Source organism: Actinokineospora terrae (genome assembly GCF_900111175.1).
GTDB lineage: Bacteria > Actinomycetota > Actinomycetes > Mycobacteriales > Pseudonocardiaceae > Actinokineospora > Actinokineospora terrae.
The window spans coordinates 347934-363059 of the sequence record NZ_FOGI01000009.1 but is presented as its reverse complement, the minus strand read 5'-3'; the positions used below and the strand labels follow the sequence as shown (position 1 = coordinate 363059).

The window sequence follows — 15126 nt, the reverse complement described above, 5'->3', positions numbered from 1 at the left end:
GGTCGACCGCCGGTTCTGGTGGCAGTATCGCGACCGTGGACAAGACAGCCGTTCAGCAGACCGTCCGGGAGTTGTGGGAGGCAGAGATCCTGCCCAGCCTGTCGGACTTCGTCGCGATACCCGCCCTCTCGCCGCACTTCGACGGGAACTGGGCCGCCAACGGGCACCTCGACGCCGCCGTCGAGCACCTGCGCGGCTGGATCACCGCGCGCGACATCCCCGGTGCGCGCGTCGAGGTGGTCTCCCTGCCCGACCGCACCCCGGTGCTGCTGCTCGACGTCCCCGCCACCGGTGACGACAAGGGCACCGTGCTGCTCTACGGGCACCTCGACAAGCAGCCGCCGGTGGGCGGGTGGAGCGAGGGCCTCGGACCTTGGCAGCCGGTCCTGCGCGACGGCAGGCTCTACGGGCGGGGTTCCGCGGACGACGGTTACGCCGGGTACGCGGCCACTGCCGCGATCGAGGCCGTTCGCGCGGGCGGCGGGTCCCACAGCAGGTGTGTGCTGCTGCTGGAGACCGGCGAGGAGTCCGGTAGCCCTGACCTGCCCGCTTACCTCGAACACCTCTCCGACCAGCTCGGTCAGGTCTCCCTGGTCGTGTGCCTGGATTCCGGCGGTAGCGACTACAAGCGCCTGTGGCTGACGACCTCGCTACGCGGACTCGCGTCGGTAGACCTGACTGTGCGCGTTCTGGACGCGGGTCAGCACTCCGGCCTGGCCAGCGGCATCGTGCCGAGCTCGTTCCGGGTGATCCGCAGGCTCCTCGACCGCATCGAGGACAGCGAGTCCGGCGAGATCCTGATCAAGGAGATGCACGTCGACATCCCGGACGACCGGGCCGACGAGGCCGCGCAGTCGGTGGCCGCCGCGCCGGGCACGTTCCGCACGGTGTTCCCCCTGCACGGTGACACCCAGCCGGTGGACCAGGACGAGGTCGAGCTGGTCCTGAACAACGGCTGGCGCCCGACGCTGTCGGTCATCGGCGCGGACGGCTTCCCGGTGCCGGTCGACGCGGGCAACGTCCTGCGCCCGTTCACCACGCTGACGCTGAGCTTCCGCCTCCCGCCGACCGCGGACTCCGCGGCCGCCCTCGAGGCCGTCCGCGACTCGCTGACCTCGGACGTCCCCTACGGCGCCACGGTCGAGCTGTCGCGCACCGAGGCCGCGGACGGCTGGAACGCCCCGCAGTTGGCGCCGTGGCTGCGCGCCAGCCTGGACGCGCTGTCCGACGAGGTGTTCGGCAACCCGTGGCAGACGGTGTCCCTCGGCGGCTCCATCCCGTTCATGGGCCTGCTCGCCCGGCTCTACCCGGACGCCCAGTTCGTCATCACCGGCGCCCTCGGCTCGGACAGCAACGCCCACGTCCCGGACGAATGGCTTCACGTGAAACAAGCCGAAAAGGTCACCGAGGCGGTCGCGCACATCCTCGACGCGCACGCCAGGTCCTAGCTCCGCGCCAGGTGGTCCGCCTGCCGGGTCGTTTCCGGCAGGCGGTACCGCGGCGTGAGGGTGAGCACCAGGTCAGTGGCGGTGTCGAGGTCCATCAAGTGGCCGACCGACACGAACACCGGCTTGACGTTGTCCTGCGTGCGCAATGCCCGACCGACAACCTCACCGTCGTCAGTCAGCGCTGACCAGTTGCCTCTACGCGGTCCTGGCTGGTCGAAGTCGCCCAGCGCGTTCTTGCCCACGCCTAGAGCCGGGATGCCCGTGAGTACACCCGCGTGACAGGCCAGCCCAAACCGGCGCGGATGAGCCAACCCCTGGCCGTCGCAGACAAGGACTTCCGGTGGGGTTGTCAGCTTGTCCAAGGCTCGCAGCAGCAGCGGAAGCTCGCGGAACGCGAAGAGACCCGGGACGTACGGGAAGCTCTCGGGGCCCTGGAAGATAGCCGAGTCGACAAGCTCCAACGTCTCAAGGTCGACCGTGCACACCGCAGCGGTGAGAACGTCGGTGTAGTGGACATCAAGCCCAGTAGCAGTCCTGGGCCTGAACCCCTCCGGCGTCGCAGCCCGAACCCGCCCCCGCAGCCCTTCCTGCACCGCGACGGCCTCGACCTCGGAATCCGGCCATCCCCACCCGAAGTTGTCCACAACCCCGCCGCTATCCACAGCCCGCCACCCTCGCCACCCGTCCTGTCACCCCGCCCCGGAAGGCTGTGCATCGGGGGCTGCTCAGCACCGGATGATCTTCGCCCACACCCCCCGGCGCGCAGTGTTCCCGCAGGTCAGGAGCGAGACGGAGCCTGGTTGAGCCAGATCGGGAAGAGCAGATCGGCGTGGTGTTCGCGGAAGTTGGTCAGGTCGCCCACCTGGGTGTTCTTGGCCCACGTCCCCGGGTCGATCTGGACGAACCCGTCCGCGGCGGCCCGGGTCTTGTCGGGGCCCAGGTAGTAGAGCCCAGCCGACCCCTCAGGCGAGATGCCGACCACCAGGCAGTCGTGGCCGAGGTGCTCGGCGCGCGTGGTGACCTCGTCCAGCCGTTCCAGCACGTCCAGCGTCACCACGAACTCCCAGCCGCCAGCCGTCCGGGTGAACCGCGGGTCGACCGGATCGCCCGGGCTGGTGAGCGTGACCTGCCCGCCCTCGACGCTGGCCGGATACTCGCGGCCGTCGAGTACGGCGATGATGCCCGTGCGGGGGCGCTGGTAGGTCATCGAGGGTCCAAGGGAGTCCAGGTGGACGCTGTCCACAGGGCGACCGGGTGGGGTCCACGCGGTGTGTAAGCCACGATGCGCGCGCCTCTAGGGATCACGCCAGGCTGCTTCCACCACTCAGGTAGCGCCAACGGCCCGCCCGCGGTGAGTCCCGTACCGGTGAACGGCCAAGGCGCGAACTCGGTGCGGACAGAGTTGGGGTCCACACCCGCAGCTAGAGCGGCCGCGGTCATCGCGTACGCAGGTTCGCGAGGTCCGGTCGGCGCGCCGAAGGGCACGACGTACCGGTCCGGGGCGCCCGCGGTGAACTCCATGGTGTGCAGCACGGGCATGTCCGGGTGGAACGGGCTGCCCGCGTAGTCCAGCCGGAACGCCTGGTGGAAGTCGCGCGGGGTGCGGAGGTTGCCGCAGTCCTGCAGGCGGCCGACGGTGCCGCTGACCAGCCGGTAGTCGAACGGCGGGTGCGCGCCGACCGCGCCGGGCGACACCTCGTGCCGCAGGTAGCGCTCGACCGACCACGGCGCGAGGACCTTGACCAGCCACGTGTCCGGCGCCAGCGTCACGATGGCGTGGACCCGCGCGGTCAGCGCCCGCTCGTGGTCGCTCAGACTCCCCGTCACTCGAACGTGCTCTCACGCCACCGGGTGAACCCCAGGTCCCGCTGCTCCTCGTGCACGTCCCCGAGCTCGGCGGCGGGCACCTCGCGGCGGTACTCGTACCTGTCCACCTCGGTGAAGCCGTTCTCCGCGGCCCAGCCGCCGTTCGAGTCGGCGTAGGTGACCGCCGCGACCCCGTCCACGACGGACTCGACGGCCACCCGGTGCCCCTGCCACCTGCCGAACGACCTGGCCGAGTACACCCGGTCGCAGTCGGCGGAGGTGAGGTCGGCGACCCAGCCGCCGTAGCGCTCGTGCCAGGAGAACAGGGTCGCGTCCGGGTTGTCGGCCTGCTGGGTCTTGAGCACGACCCGGTCGTTGTTCGGCGAGTACGTGCACGGGTGCGTCACCCCCCGCACCACGGCGAACTCACCGGACCGCGGCCCGGCGTACCTCATCACGGCTTCACCCACCCGAGCACACTGTCATACACCGCGACGACGGTCTTGTTGCCCGCCGCGTCGAACTGGTTGATGGTCGCGCCGTCCGGGATCGGCATCCGGCTCGACATCTGGAACTCGGGCACCCCCATCGTCGGGTGCGCGGTCACCCCGGCGCCGGTGTAGGGCCACTGGTTGATCGACGGGCTGTACCGGTCCGGCGGGACGCCCGCGTTCTGCACGGCGTTGACCATGTCGTCGCGCGCGGCCAGCACCTTCGGGTCGGTCGCGCCGAGCCCGCCGGGCACCGACGGGTCGACCGAGGGCGCGCCGACCGGTGTCCGGTACAGCGAGGCGTCGGAGGCGGGGAACTCGATGGTGTGGATAGTCGGCTGCTTCACGTCGTACGGGGTGCCGGTGTAGTCGAGCCGGTTGCCGTTGATCAGGTCGGCCGGGGTGTTGAGCACGCCCGCGTCCTGGTGGCGGGCCACGAAGCCGCCGACCTCGGTGTACTTGCCGTTGAGGTAGTTGGCGACGTCGGCGTCCGGGATCACCTTCTGCATCAGCGTGCCGTTGGTGACCTCGACCTCCTTCATCGCGCGCGCCATCAGGTCCCGCTCGTGCGGGGTGAGCTGGCCGGAGCCGGGGACGTCGCCCGCCTTGGGGTCGGCGCCGAGCTTGTCCATGGCCTTCTTGAAGTCGGCCCACTCGGCGTCGGTGAACTTGCCGCGCACGGTGTCCGTCCAGTGCGGACCGGACGACCCCGGGGTGGTCGGCTTGACCGGCGGGGTCCCGCCCCCGCCGCCACCGGTAGTCGAAGAGGCAGGCGGCGTGGACGACCCGCTCGGCACCGTGGACGACGACGGCGTGACCGTGGGGGTGGCCGACGAAGGCGTAGTCGACGGTGAGACCGAACTGCTGGGCACGGTCGAAGACGACGGCGTGACGGTAGGCGTAACCGAAGACGGTGTGGTCGACGGCGAGGACGTGCCGCTGGGTGCCGTAGTAGTAGAAGGCGTGGGAGGCGCGCTGCTCGTTGTCGTCGTCGGAGCCGATGACCCGCTCGGCGCAGTGGACGTCGATGGCGCGTTCGGCGTGTTGGGGGTGGTCAGGTTCGGTTGGCCTGTCGTCGACGGCGGGTCGACGTGCGTAGGAGCCTTGCGAACGGCGTCCGGCGCGGACGGGGTGTCGGCGCCGCGCGGGGTGGTGCGCAGACCGCGCAGCCCCGACTTGATCGCCTCCCAGATCTCGCCCAGCTTCGCCAGGATCGGCCGCAGCTTCTCCACCGACCGGATCAGCTTGGTGATCACCTCGGTGATCCGCCCGACCCACTTCGACACCAGCGCCCCGACCGAGGCGACGATGTGCGGGGTGGCCAGGCCCAGCGTCAGCCCGGCCTCGGCCAGCCACTGCGGCAGCCGCAGCAGCAGCGTCGAGATGCACTCGGCCACTAGGTCGCGCACGATGCCGCGGACCACGCCGACCAGGGCGCCGACCACCTCGACGACGGTGCCGATCGTCCCGGCGCCGGAGGCGGCCGCGGTGATGTGCTGACCCTGGGCCGCGGTGTTCGCCCGGTAGGCGTCCGCGGCCGGACCGGTCCAGGCGGAGGTGCTGTTGGCGACCTCGGTGCCGAGGTCGGTGGCGATCCCGCCGACCGCCTGCGACACGTTCTTCCAGGTCGTGGCGTACGCGGCGATCTGGTCGGCGTCGCCTGCCAGCCAGTTCAGCGCGTCGCGCAGCGGGGCGACGTGCTCGATCACCCACGAGATCGCGTACTGCCCGAGCGTGCCGATCGGGTCCAGCGCCAGCGACAGGACCTCCAGGCCGCCGCCGAGCGCGCCGAGCCCGCCCTCGACCCAGGACCCGTTCTGCACGCCGTTGTAGATGTCGGCCGCGGACTCGACCAGGCCGATGCCCGTGTAGCTCTTCGTGGAGTCCTCGCGCGCGGCGACCAGGGGGTTCGTCACCTGGCACCACCGGAGAAGGGCTGGCTGTTGGCGCGCTCGGTGTTGACGTAAGAGCCCGCGGTTTCGCGAACGCCGTTCGCGGTGGCCTCCATGGTCGTGGCCGTCTCGCGGATCGAGTCGACCGCGGGCCGGCTGACCGCCTGCACGATCGGCACGAAGAACTGGCAGATCACCCCGTAGGCCTCGCTGCCCAGGTGCACCTGGTCGGCCGCGTCGAACGCCTGCTCCAGCCGGTCGTTGAGCGCGTCGAGCCTGCCTGCGTGCGCGCCCAGCTCATCTGTGAGGACGCCGTATCCGTCGGGCACCGCTGGACTCCTTCTCAGCGCAGGATCGAGGGTCCGCCCCAGTCATCGTCCGGGTCGTCGTCGGTGCTCGGGCGGGTCGACCGGGTCGGTCGCTGTCTCGGTGGTTCCTCACCGTCCTCGACCCGCCCCAGGCGCATCTCGTCGACGGTGCTCGCGGTTGGACGCTCCGGCTCGGGCTCCGGTTCCGGGAACCTGTCCCGGTACGACCCGACCACCGCGGCCACGGTCTGCGGGTCGTCGCCGACGGTCCGCTCCATGACCTCGGCGACCGCCCCGGTGATCCGGGACTGGGCCGCCCGCATCGTGCGCAGCACCAGGGTGGACAGCTCGGCGCCGCTGATCTCGCGGGCGTCGTCGCTGATCACCAGGTCGGTGACGGCGCCGGTGGCGTCCACGGTCACGGTCACCACGCGGTCGCGGTCGGACTCGGTGACCGACACGCGGGCGACCTCGGTCTGCATCACCTGGTAGCGCTCCGCCTTGGCGGCGACGCCCGCCGACCAGCGGCGCAGCTCCTGCTCGGTCTGGAATCCGTCCCCGCCGAACGACGGCTGGCTCACGCGTGGCTCCCGGGCTTGCTCGGTGGCGATGGCGCGGCCAGTGTCCCCGACCGCGCCCGGCTTGTCAGTCCCTTCCGCGCACTCACCAGGCCGGGTAGCGCTCCCGCCAGCCCGCCTGCTCCAGTGAGTTGGTCGGGCTGAACTCGATCAGCGCGTCCCGGCCCAGCTCCTCGATGACGTCGCGCAGCTCCAGGTCGGCGAGCCACTCGTCGGGCAGCGCGCCGACACCGTGCGCGGCGCCGAGCAGGTTGCCGCAGATGGCGCCGGTCGAGTCGCTGTCGCCGGAGTGGTTGACCGCGAGCAGCAGCCCGTCGGGCAGGTTGTCGGCCACCAGCGCCGCGCACAGCCCGATGGCCAGCGCCTCCTCGCCGACCCAGCCGCCGCCGAGCTTGGCCAGCGTCTCCGCGCTCGGCCTGCCGCGCCCGGCCATGTCCACGGCGTCGTCGATGGCGTCGACCGTCTCCGCCGACTCCTCCCAGGTGATCAACTCAGCCCGGACCTCGGCGATGGCGGTGGGCAGGTCGGTGCCGTCGAGCAGGCGGTGCACCAGGAACGCCAGCGCGCCCGCGGTGAGGTATCCGCTGGGGTGGCCGTGGGTGAGGGCGCCGGACTGGGCGGCCACGACGAACGAGTCGAGCGGGTCCTCCGACCACAACGCGCACGGCGCGGCGCGCATGACCGCGCCACAGCCCTTCGAGTCGTTGATGCGGTGCGAGAGCGTGCCGCGGTCGTTGCCCGCGGCGAAGCCCTTGAGCGAGGTAAGGACCGTCGCCCCGGGAGCACGGCGGTGGTAGAGCCCGCGCTCGCGGATAAGCCAACCGTCCGGCTCGGCTTCCATGGCGTAAGAGCCGCCCGCTTGGTGCCACGGGGTGCCCTGCGTGTGGTACCAGCGCTGGTAGGCGTGCTGGATCACCGACGCGGGCTGCTGCTCGAAGAACATGAGGCGTCTACCGAGGTGACCGCGGATCATCGCCTCTAGCGTGAAGAGGGTCATCTGCGTGTCGTCGGTGATCCGGCCACGGCCACCGTAGGCCTCCTCGTAGCCGGTTACCCCCGCCTCGCCGAAGCGACCACGGATCTCGTCTATGGAGAGGAACTCGATCGGCGCGCCCAATGCGTCGCCGACCGCGCCGGCCAGCAGGGAGCCGAGCCACCGGTCAGCGGGAATCACGCGCTCGTAGGGCAGATCACCGTCCACGTATGGGAAGCGTAGTGGCATCTGGTGACGAGCACCCCTGGCGCCATCTGTTCGCGATCTGTTGCGATGCGGACTCGAAGGGAGATCTCACACCGGCGCCTCTGCTCCACCCCGGCGGTCCGGATGCCGCGCATCTTTCGGCAAGCAGGCTCTGAGGCGGGAAAAAGTGCGTCCGGCGTCTCGTCTACGCAACAAATAGGATGCGTACATGTGACAAACCGACGAGTAGTGCACAGTTTCGGCACTGGATGGCAGTATGCGTCCCACCTCGCACCTGAGATGAATGAGGAGTGACACCGTGGCGCGTCGATCCAAGCTGAAGGTGCTCGCCCTGCTGCCCGCGCTCGCACTCGCGGTCGCGGCCTGCGGCAGCTCCGACGGCGGCACCACCGGTTCCAGCGGCGGCAACACCGCGGCGAACGGGGTCAAGCTCGTCGAGGCAGGCAAGATCAAGACCTGCACGAACCTGCCGTACCCGCCGTTCCAGTTCAAGCAGGGCGACAAGACCGTCGGCTTCGACGTCGACATGGTCGACCTCGCGGCCAAGAAGCTCGGGGTCACCCAGGAGATCGTCGACATCCAGTTCGACGTCATCAAGAGCGGTGCCGCGCTGAACTCCGGCAAGTGCGACGTGGCCGCCGCGGGCATGACGATCACCGACGAGCGCAAGCAGAACCTCGACTTCACCAACCCGTACTTCGACGAGGTCATCGCGCTGCTGGTGCCCAAGGGCTCCGGCATCACCAGCCTCGACCAGCTCAAGGACAAGAAGATCGGCGTGCAGCGGGGCACCACCAGCCTCGACTACGCCACCGGGAAGGGCTTCACGCCGACCGAGTTCGAGGACTCCGGCAAGCAGTTGCAGGCCTACCAGGCCGGTCAGGTCGACGCGGTGCTGCAGGACCTGCCCGTGGTCAACGAGTGGCTCAAGAAGCAGGGCCTCGGCGAGAAGTTCGAGATCGGCGCCGAGATCGAGACCGGCGCGCAGTACGGCATCGCGGTGAAGAAGGGCGGCAACCCCGAGCTGCTCAAGACCCTCAACGACGCGCTCGACGCCGCCATCAAGGACGGCACCTGGGCCAAGTCGTACGAGCAGTGGATGGGCTCCAAGCCCAAGTCGACCCCGTCGGGCAAGTGAGCCACGGCCAGGAGGCGGGCCCGGCACCCCGGGCCCGCCTCAGCCCGCGCAAGCGGCAGCGGATCGCCCGCAGCGCCCAGTACGCGATCTTCGCCGCCGCGGTGCTCTTCATCGCGCTGTCCGCCGACTGGAAAGCGGTGGTGGAGAACTTCGCCGACCTCGAGGTCGCGAAGCAGGCGTTCCCCGAGCTGATCACCATCGCGCTCAAGAACACGGTCATCTACACGCTGTCGGCGTACGTGGTCGGGTTCGTGCTCGGGCTGGTCGTGGCGCTCGCGCGGCTGTCGTCGATCGCGGTGTACCGGGGCTTCGCGCTGGCCTACATCGAGGTCTTCCGCGGGCTGCCCGCCCTGGTCGTCTTCCTGATCTTCGGCTTCGGCCTGCCGGTGGCCTTCCCCGGGATGAAGTTCCCGTTCGACCAGTACGGCACGGTCGCCGTCGCGCTGGGGCTGGTGGCCTCGGCGTACATGGCCGAGACGTTCCGCGCGGGCATCCAGGCGGTGCCGCGCGGGCAGACCGAGGCGGCCCGCTCGCTGGGCATGTCGCACACCAGGGCGATGGTGTCGATCGTCATCCCGCAGGCGCTGCGGATCGTGATCCCGCCGCTGACCAACGAGCTGATCCTGCTGTTCAAGGACTCCTCGCTGGTGTTTGTGCTCGGCGTGACCTCGCTGACCACCGAGCTGTCGAAGTTCGGCGGCGACCTGGCGACCGAGTACGCCGACTCCACCCCGCTGGTGCTGGCCGGTGCCGCCTACCTGGTGATCACCCTGCCGCTGGGCTACGTGGTGCGCCGGTTGGAAGCCAAGCAACAGAAGGCCAGGTGAGCCCCCGATGAGCGCTGTCCAGATCCTCGGCCTGCACAAGTCGTTCGGCGACCTCGAGGTCCTGCGCGGCATCGACGCGACGGTCGAGTCCGGTGAGGTGGTCTGCGTCATCGGACCGTCCGGCTCCGGTAAGTCCACCTTGCTGCGTTGCGTCAACCTCCTCGAACAGCCCAACAGCGGCAGGATCGTGGTCAACGGTGTCGAGATCACCGACCCCGACTGCGACATCAACGCCGCCCGCCGCCGCGTGGGCATGGTGTTCCAGCAGTTCAACCTGTTCCAGCACCTCACCGTGCTGGACAACCTCACCATCGCCCAGCGCAAGGTGCTCAAGCGCGACAAGGCCGACGCCGAGCGGACCGCGATGGAGAACCTGGAGAAGGTGGGCGTGGCCGACAAGGCCCGCGCCTACCCGGCCACCCTCTCCGGCGGCCAGCAGCAGCGCGTGGCCATCGCCCGCGCGCTGTCGATGGGGCCGGAGGTCATGCTGTTCGACGAGCCGACCTCCGCGCTCGACCCGGAGCTGGTCGGCGAGGTGCTCGGGGTGATGCGCACGCTCGCCACCGAGGGCATGACGATGCTGGTGGTCACGCACGAGATGCAGTTCGCCCGCGAGGTCGCCGACAAGGTCCTGTTCATGGACGGCGGCGTCGTGGTCGAGCAGGGTCCGCCGTCGCGGGTCATCGCGGCGCCGCAACACGAACGGACCAAGACGTTCCTCGCCCGGGTGTTGGATCCGATCAACCGCTCGGAGTAATCCCCCGGGAACGAAGCGTGACCGGTGTGCGTTCTCCCTTCTGAGGGGAGGGGGACGCCGTGGCCGGACGCGAGACCGACGAGGTCGGGGGTGTGCTGGACCCGCACTCCCCCGACCCGCCCGAGTGGGCCGTCATGCAGGCTCCAGACGTCGTGCGGCGTGTAGACCCGGAGAACGGCGGGGTGCTGCGGCGGCGTAGACCGACGACGGTTCCGGTAGTCAGCGTCAGTGACCGCTACCTGGTCGGTCCGCTCGATCTACGCGCGGTGGAGTTCCCTTACCTGCTGGAGTTTGTCCGCTGCCGGTTCGAGCAGCCGCCGGACATGCGGCAGGCCCGCCTCGCTGGTGTCGAGTTCCGGAACTGCTGGCTGCCAGGGCTCCAGGGCCGCAACCTGCGCAGCGACAACGACCTGCAGTTCGTCGGTGGCACTGTTATCGCGGGCAGCCTCGACCTGACCGACGGCGAGATCCACGGCACCCTCGTGCTCACCGGCGCCACTCTTGCCCCGACCAAGGGCCCCGCCCTGCACGGCGACCGGTTGCACCTGGCGGGCGCGCTGCTGGCGTCGAGCCTCGTCGCCAGGGGTGAGGTCCGCATCCCCGGCCTGCGCAGCGGCGGCAACCTCAACTTCGCGGGCGCCCACCTGGACAACCCGCGCGGCATCGCCATGAACGGCAACGGCCTGCAGGTCGGCGGCAACCTGCACCTGACGGCCGACCCCCGCACCGGCGCCCGGTTCCGCTGCGACGGCCAACTCTTCCTGCCCAGCGCCCGCGTCGACAGCGACTTCTCCCTGCGCGGCGCGCAGCTCACCCCGCGCACCGAGCACTCCCGCCCGGTTCCCCCGGACGACCCGTTCTTCGACCCCAACGCCACCCTCGTCGCCGACCGGTCCAGGGTCGACGGCAACGTCAACCTCGACCGCGACTTCAGCAGCACCGGCACCGTCCGCATCGTCAACGCCCACATCGGCGGCTCGCTGCGCCTGTCGCACTCGCGGGTCGACCTGTCCGGCGGGCGGGAGGCGTTCGTCGAGCAGGCCGGGGCGCCCGGGCCGTACGCCGACCGAGCGCTGCACCTGGACGGCACCGAGGTCCGCGGCGGCATCGACGCCCGGGACGCGCGGGTCGCGGGGCAGATCCGGCTGGTCGACGTGAAGGTGCAGGGCAGCGTGCTGTTCGACCGGGCCGTGCTGAGCAACCGGCACGGGGACGCCGTCGAGGGGCGCCGGTTCTCGGTCGGCGGCAACCTCGACGGCCGGTCGCTGCTGGTGTTCGGCTCGGTGCTGCTGCCGGGCGCGAAGGTCGGCGCGAACCTGGACCTGCGCGGCAGCCGGTTCGTCGCACCGGGCAGCTACGCGCGGGACTCGTCCCCGAAGCCGTCGCTCGACCTGCGCGTGTCGCACATCGGCCGCGACCTGATCTGCGCCGAACCGTTCGCCGCGCACGGCGAGATCCGCATGCGCCGCGCGGAGATCCTGCGGGAGACCAACTTCCACGGCGCCGAACTGGGCAACGACCACGACCCGGTGGCCCTCAACGCCTTCGGCATCCAGACCCAGGAACTCCGCCTCGACGTCGCCACCGCACCCCGCGGCCGCATCGACCTGCGCCACGCCCGCTGCGCCTTCCTCACCGACAACGAGACCCTCTGGCGCGCCCGGGGCGGCATCGAACTGGAGGACTTCCGCTACGACGCCCTCACCGTCCCGGTCGAACTCGACGACGACGCCGAGATCGAACGCCGACTCCACTGGCTCCGCGAAGGCATGCGCGACGTCTACCGCCCCGGTCCCTACGACCAATTCGCCCACATGCTCCGCGCCGCGGGCAACGAAGAACACGCCGCGACCGTACTGGTGGAAAAACAACGCTGCCGCTACAACGCCCTGGCCGACGGAGCTCGCCTAGCCGCCCCCGGCATCCGCCTGTGGAGCTGGCTCCAACGCTGGATGGTCGGCTACGGCTACCGCCCCACCCGAGCCCTCGCGTGGCTCTTCGGCTTCCTCATCGCCGGAACCCTCTGGTTCTCCCTGATCCCAACCCCCCACGAATCCAACACCGACGACCACCTCGTCTGGAACCCGGTCCTCTACACCCTGGACCTCCTAGTCCCCATCGTCGACTTCGGCCACAAGAACAAATGGACCGTAGACGGCCCCTCCCAATGGATCTCCGCCGTCTTCATAGCCCTGGGCTGGATCCTCGCCACCACCGTCGCCGCAGGCGTAACCCGCATGCTCCGCCGAACCTCCTGACCCGCGGTCAGCTCTCCCAGGATCCGTGGGGATTGGATCAAGCCACCCAAAGACCCATGCTTGTAGCGGAACATCCAACCCAGTCGCCGGGGAGAGACCTTGAGCTTCAGAGCCGCCTGGGAGATTCATGATCCTCATGAACTTCCCGCTGACGGCACGTTCGTTGCCCACACCCCGGATGACGTCGATCGCTTGGTCGTCCTGTTGTCCGAGCCGAGTGCCGACCCGGCCATGGTCTTCCACCTGGACCGGCCAGCCGTCGTCTCGGAGTTCAGTGGCGAATCAGTCCCCGATCACCTGCTCTGGGCGCTAGTCCACAGCGGATTCGGGTACCTGTCCCACTACTGCCCGGTTCACCCCTTCAGCCTCCCCATAGGCGATCCGACCTCCCCTGCGCGCCACTACGACCACACGGACTTCGAAGCAGGCACCGGACTCGCCCTCGACCTGTTCACCCAAGCCCTCAAAGAGTTCCTGGCCACTGCCGCCCGCCCCACCTGCGTCCAGTGGCGGCAGCTCTAGCCCACATCCTGGGCCCAGGAACAGACTGCAACCGCCAGCGTGTTGGATTCCACCGTGAGCACAGCACAACCCCGTCGCCTGTCCCGCGCTGCCGAGTTGATCGGGCGTGGCTGGCTGAACACCGGCGGCAAGGACCTGCACCTCGGTGACTTCCGCGGCAAGGTCCTGCTCCTGGACTTCTGGACCTTCTGCTGCATCAACTGCCTGCACGTCCTCGACGAGCTGCGCCCCATCGAGGAGGAGTTCGGGGACGTCCTGGTCACCGTGGGGGTGCATTCGCCGAAGTTCGTGCACGAGGCGGATGAGCAGGCGCTGGTGGCGGCGGTCGAGCGGTACGAGGTGCACCACCCCGTGCTCGACGACCCCGATCTGACCACCTGGCAGGCGTACGCGGTGAAGGCGTGGCCGACGCTCGTGCTGGTGGATCCCGAGGGTTACGTCGTGCACGTCGCCGCGGGTGAGGGGCATGCGGAAGCGCTCAAGCGGGTGATCGCCGAGGTTGTCGCGGAGCACGAGGCGAAGGGGACGCTCCACCGCGGCGATGGTCCGTACGTGCCTCCGCCGCCCGCCGAGACGGAGTTGCGGTTCCCCGCGAAGGCGACGGTCACCGGCAAGGGCACCGTCCTCGTCGCCGACACCGCGCACCACCGGATCGTCGAGCTCAAGGACGACACCGTCGTGACCACCTACGGCACCGGCGCGCGCGGCAGGCAAGACGGCACTGAGCCCACCTTCTCCGAGCCCTCCGCCGTTGCCGTGCTGCCCGAGCACGTAAGAGTGGGCTACCACCTCGTAGTCGCCGACACCGTCAACCACCTCTTGCGCGGCATCAACACCGACACCGGCGAGGTCACCACCATCGCGGGCACGGGCAGGCAGTGGCGCAACGGCCCGACCGATGGCCCCGGTCTCGAGATCGATCTGACCAGCCCCTGGGACCTCGTCTGGTGGGAGCCCGCGCAAGGCCTGGTCATCGCCATGGCGGGCAACCACACGCTCGGCCTCTTCGACCCCCGCACCGGCGAGGTCAGCCGCTTCGCGGGCACGACCGTCGAGGGCCTCCACGACGGTCCCGCCGACCAGGCCTTCTTCGCCCAGACCTCCGGCCTCGCCGTTGACGGCGACAAGCTCTGGCTGGTCGACTCCGAGACCTCCGCGCTGCGTTGGATCGACGCCGACCGCACCGTCCACACCGCGATCGGCAAGGGCCTGTTCGACTTCGGCCACCGCGACGGTCCCGCCGACCAAGCCCTCTTGCAGCACCCGCTCGGCGTCACCGTCCTGGCCGACCACTCCGTCGCCATCGCCGACACCTACAACGGCGCGATCCGGCGGTACGACCCGGCGACCAACGAGGTCAGCACCCTCGCCACCGGCCTCGCGGAGCCCTCCGGGGCCGTGCTGGTCGACGGTGACCTGGTCGTCGTCGAGTCCGCCGCGCACCGGTTGTCCCGCCCGGTCGCCGCGGCGCACCTGGTCGACGGCGAGGCCCACCAGGTCCGCAGGCCGCCGACCGACATCGCCGCCGGGGTGCTCGACCTCGCCGTCGTGTTCGCCCCGCCGCCCGGGCAGAAGCTGGACGAGCGGTACGGCCCGTCGACCCGCCTGGAGATCACCTCGTCGCCGCCGGAACTGCTCGTCGACGGCGCCGGGGTCGGCACCGACCTGACCCGCAAGCTGACCGTCGCCGCCGGTGTGACGGAGGGGGTGCTGCACGTCGTCGCGCAGGCCGCCAGTTGCGACGACGACGGCACCGAGCACGCCGCGTGCCACCTGACCAGGCAGGACTGGGGTGTCCCCGTCCGGGTGACCGACACCGGCGCGCACCGGCTGCCACTGGTCATGGGCGGGCTCGACGAGCAGCCCTGACCACGCCGGAAGCCCACCCCGAGCAGGCGGT

At 70.1% G+C, this 15126-nt stretch carries 15 protein-coding genes; 7 read left to right on the top strand and 8 right to left on the bottom strand.

Features of this window, described 5'->3' with window-relative positions; translation table 11 throughout:
- Positions 1-26 precede the first annotated feature (26 nt).
- Positions 27-1448, top strand: a complete 1422-nt coding sequence (locus BMY07_RS22600) for a M20/M25/M40 family metallo-hydrolase (protein ID WP_092782319.1) — start codon at positions 27-29, stop codon at positions 1446-1448.
- On the opposite strand, the gene BMY07_RS22595 is transcribed toward BMY07_RS22600, so the two are convergent.
- The 8 genes from BMY07_RS22595 to BMY07_RS22560 all read right to left on the bottom strand — a co-directional run bounded on the left by BMY07_RS22595 (position 1445) and on the right by BMY07_RS22560 (position 7724).
- A complete protein-coding gene (locus BMY07_RS22595) occupies positions 1445-2110 on the bottom strand; it encodes an endonuclease V (RefSeq protein WP_245782573.1) in 666 nt (221 codons plus the stop codon). The two genes, BMY07_RS22600 and BMY07_RS22595, sit on opposite strands and share 4 nt — an antisense overlap.
- Before the next feature lie 116 nt (positions 2111-2226).
- Positions 2227-2655: a hypothetical protein gene (locus BMY07_RS22590; protein ID WP_092782098.1), complete on the bottom strand. Its 429-nt coding sequence runs from the start codon at positions 2653-2655 to the stop codon at positions 2227-2229.
- Positions 2652-3275 (bottom strand): hypothetical protein, encoded by a 624-nt coding sequence (locus BMY07_RS22585; RefSeq protein WP_092782095.1) that lies wholly within the window; start codon positions 3273-3275, stop codon positions 2652-2654. The genes BMY07_RS22590 and BMY07_RS22585 overlap by 4 nt, the downstream gene beginning before the upstream one ends.
- Positions 3272-3709, bottom strand: a complete 438-nt coding sequence (locus tag BMY07_RS22580; protein WP_092782092.1) for a hypothetical protein — start codon at positions 3707-3709, stop codon at positions 3272-3274. The genes BMY07_RS22585 and BMY07_RS22580 overlap by 4 nt, the downstream gene beginning before the upstream one ends.
- Complete coding sequence (locus tag BMY07_RS22575; protein ID WP_092782089.1) at positions 3709-5661, bottom strand: WXG100 family type VII secretion target; 1953 nt, start codon at positions 5659-5661, stop codon at positions 3709-3711. The genes BMY07_RS22580 and BMY07_RS22575 overlap by 1 nt, the downstream gene beginning before the upstream one ends.
- Positions 5658-5966 carry a type VII secretion target gene (locus BMY07_RS22570; RefSeq protein ID WP_092782086.1) on the bottom strand — a complete coding sequence of 103 codons (309 nt, stop codon included), beginning with the start codon at positions 5964-5966 and terminating at the stop codon, positions 5658-5660. The genes BMY07_RS22575 and BMY07_RS22570 overlap by 4 nt, the downstream gene beginning before the upstream one ends.
- 14 nt (positions 5967-5980) lie before the next feature.
- Positions 5981-6526, bottom strand: a complete 546-nt coding sequence (locus BMY07_RS22565; RefSeq protein WP_245782572.1) for a YbaB/EbfC family nucleoid-associated protein — start codon at positions 6524-6526, stop codon at positions 5981-5983.
- 82 nt (positions 6527-6608) lie between these two features.
- On the bottom strand, positions 6609-7724 hold the full coding sequence (locus BMY07_RS22560) for an ADP-ribosylglycohydrolase family protein (RefSeq protein WP_245782571.1): 1116 nt from the start codon (positions 7722-7724) through the stop codon (positions 6609-6611).
- Between the two features lie 298 nt (positions 7725-8022).
- Between BMY07_RS22560 and BMY07_RS22555 the strand changes: the two genes are divergently transcribed.
- From BMY07_RS22555 to BMY07_RS22530, 6 genes are all read left to right on the top strand, one after another.
- Positions 8023-8862 carry an ABC transporter substrate-binding protein gene (locus tag BMY07_RS22555; RefSeq protein ID WP_218150727.1) on the top strand — a complete coding sequence of 280 codons (840 nt, stop codon included), beginning with the start codon at positions 8023-8025 and terminating at the stop codon, positions 8860-8862.
- Positions 8859-9689, top strand: a complete 831-nt coding sequence (locus BMY07_RS22550; protein ID WP_092782077.1) for an amino acid ABC transporter permease — start codon at positions 8859-8861, stop codon at positions 9687-9689. Before BMY07_RS22555 ends, BMY07_RS22550 begins: the two co-directional genes overlap by 4 nt.
- A gap of 7 nt (positions 9690-9696) precedes the next feature.
- Positions 9697-10446, top strand: a complete 750-nt coding sequence (locus BMY07_RS22545) for an amino acid ABC transporter ATP-binding protein (RefSeq protein ID WP_092782075.1) — start codon at positions 9697-9699, stop codon at positions 10444-10446.
- Between the two features lie 59 nt (positions 10447-10505).
- The gene (locus BMY07_RS22540) at positions 10506-12704 is read left to right on the top strand and encodes a translocation/assembly module TamB domain-containing protein (protein WP_245782570.1); all 2199 of its coding nucleotides are present in this window, start codon (positions 10506-10508) and stop codon (positions 12702-12704) included.
- A gap of 99 nt (positions 12705-12803) precedes the next feature.
- The gene (locus BMY07_RS22535) at positions 12804-13226 is read left to right on the top strand and encodes an Imm1 family immunity protein (RefSeq protein WP_281245083.1); all 423 of its coding nucleotides are present in this window, start codon (positions 12804-12806) and stop codon (positions 13224-13226) included.
- Between the two features lie 54 nt (positions 13227-13280).
- A complete protein-coding gene (locus tag BMY07_RS22530) occupies positions 13281-15095 on the top strand; it encodes an NHL domain-containing thioredoxin family protein (protein ID WP_092782069.1) in 1815 nt (604 codons plus the stop codon).
- Positions 15096-15126 lie beyond the last annotated feature (31 nt).

Coding starts and splice junctions, on each gene's coding strand:
- BMY07_RS22590 (WP_092782098.1), bottom strand. CDS start 2,655: ATGACCTACCAGCGCCCCCGCACGGGCATCATCGCCGTACTCGACGGC.
- BMY07_RS22580 (WP_092782092.1), bottom strand. CDS start 3,709: ATGAGGTACGCCGGGCCGCGGTCCGGTGAGTTCGCCGTGGTGCGGGGG.
- BMY07_RS22545 (WP_092782075.1), top strand. CDS start 9,697: ATGAGCGCTGTCCAGATCCTCGGCCTGCACAAGTCGTTCGGCGACCTC.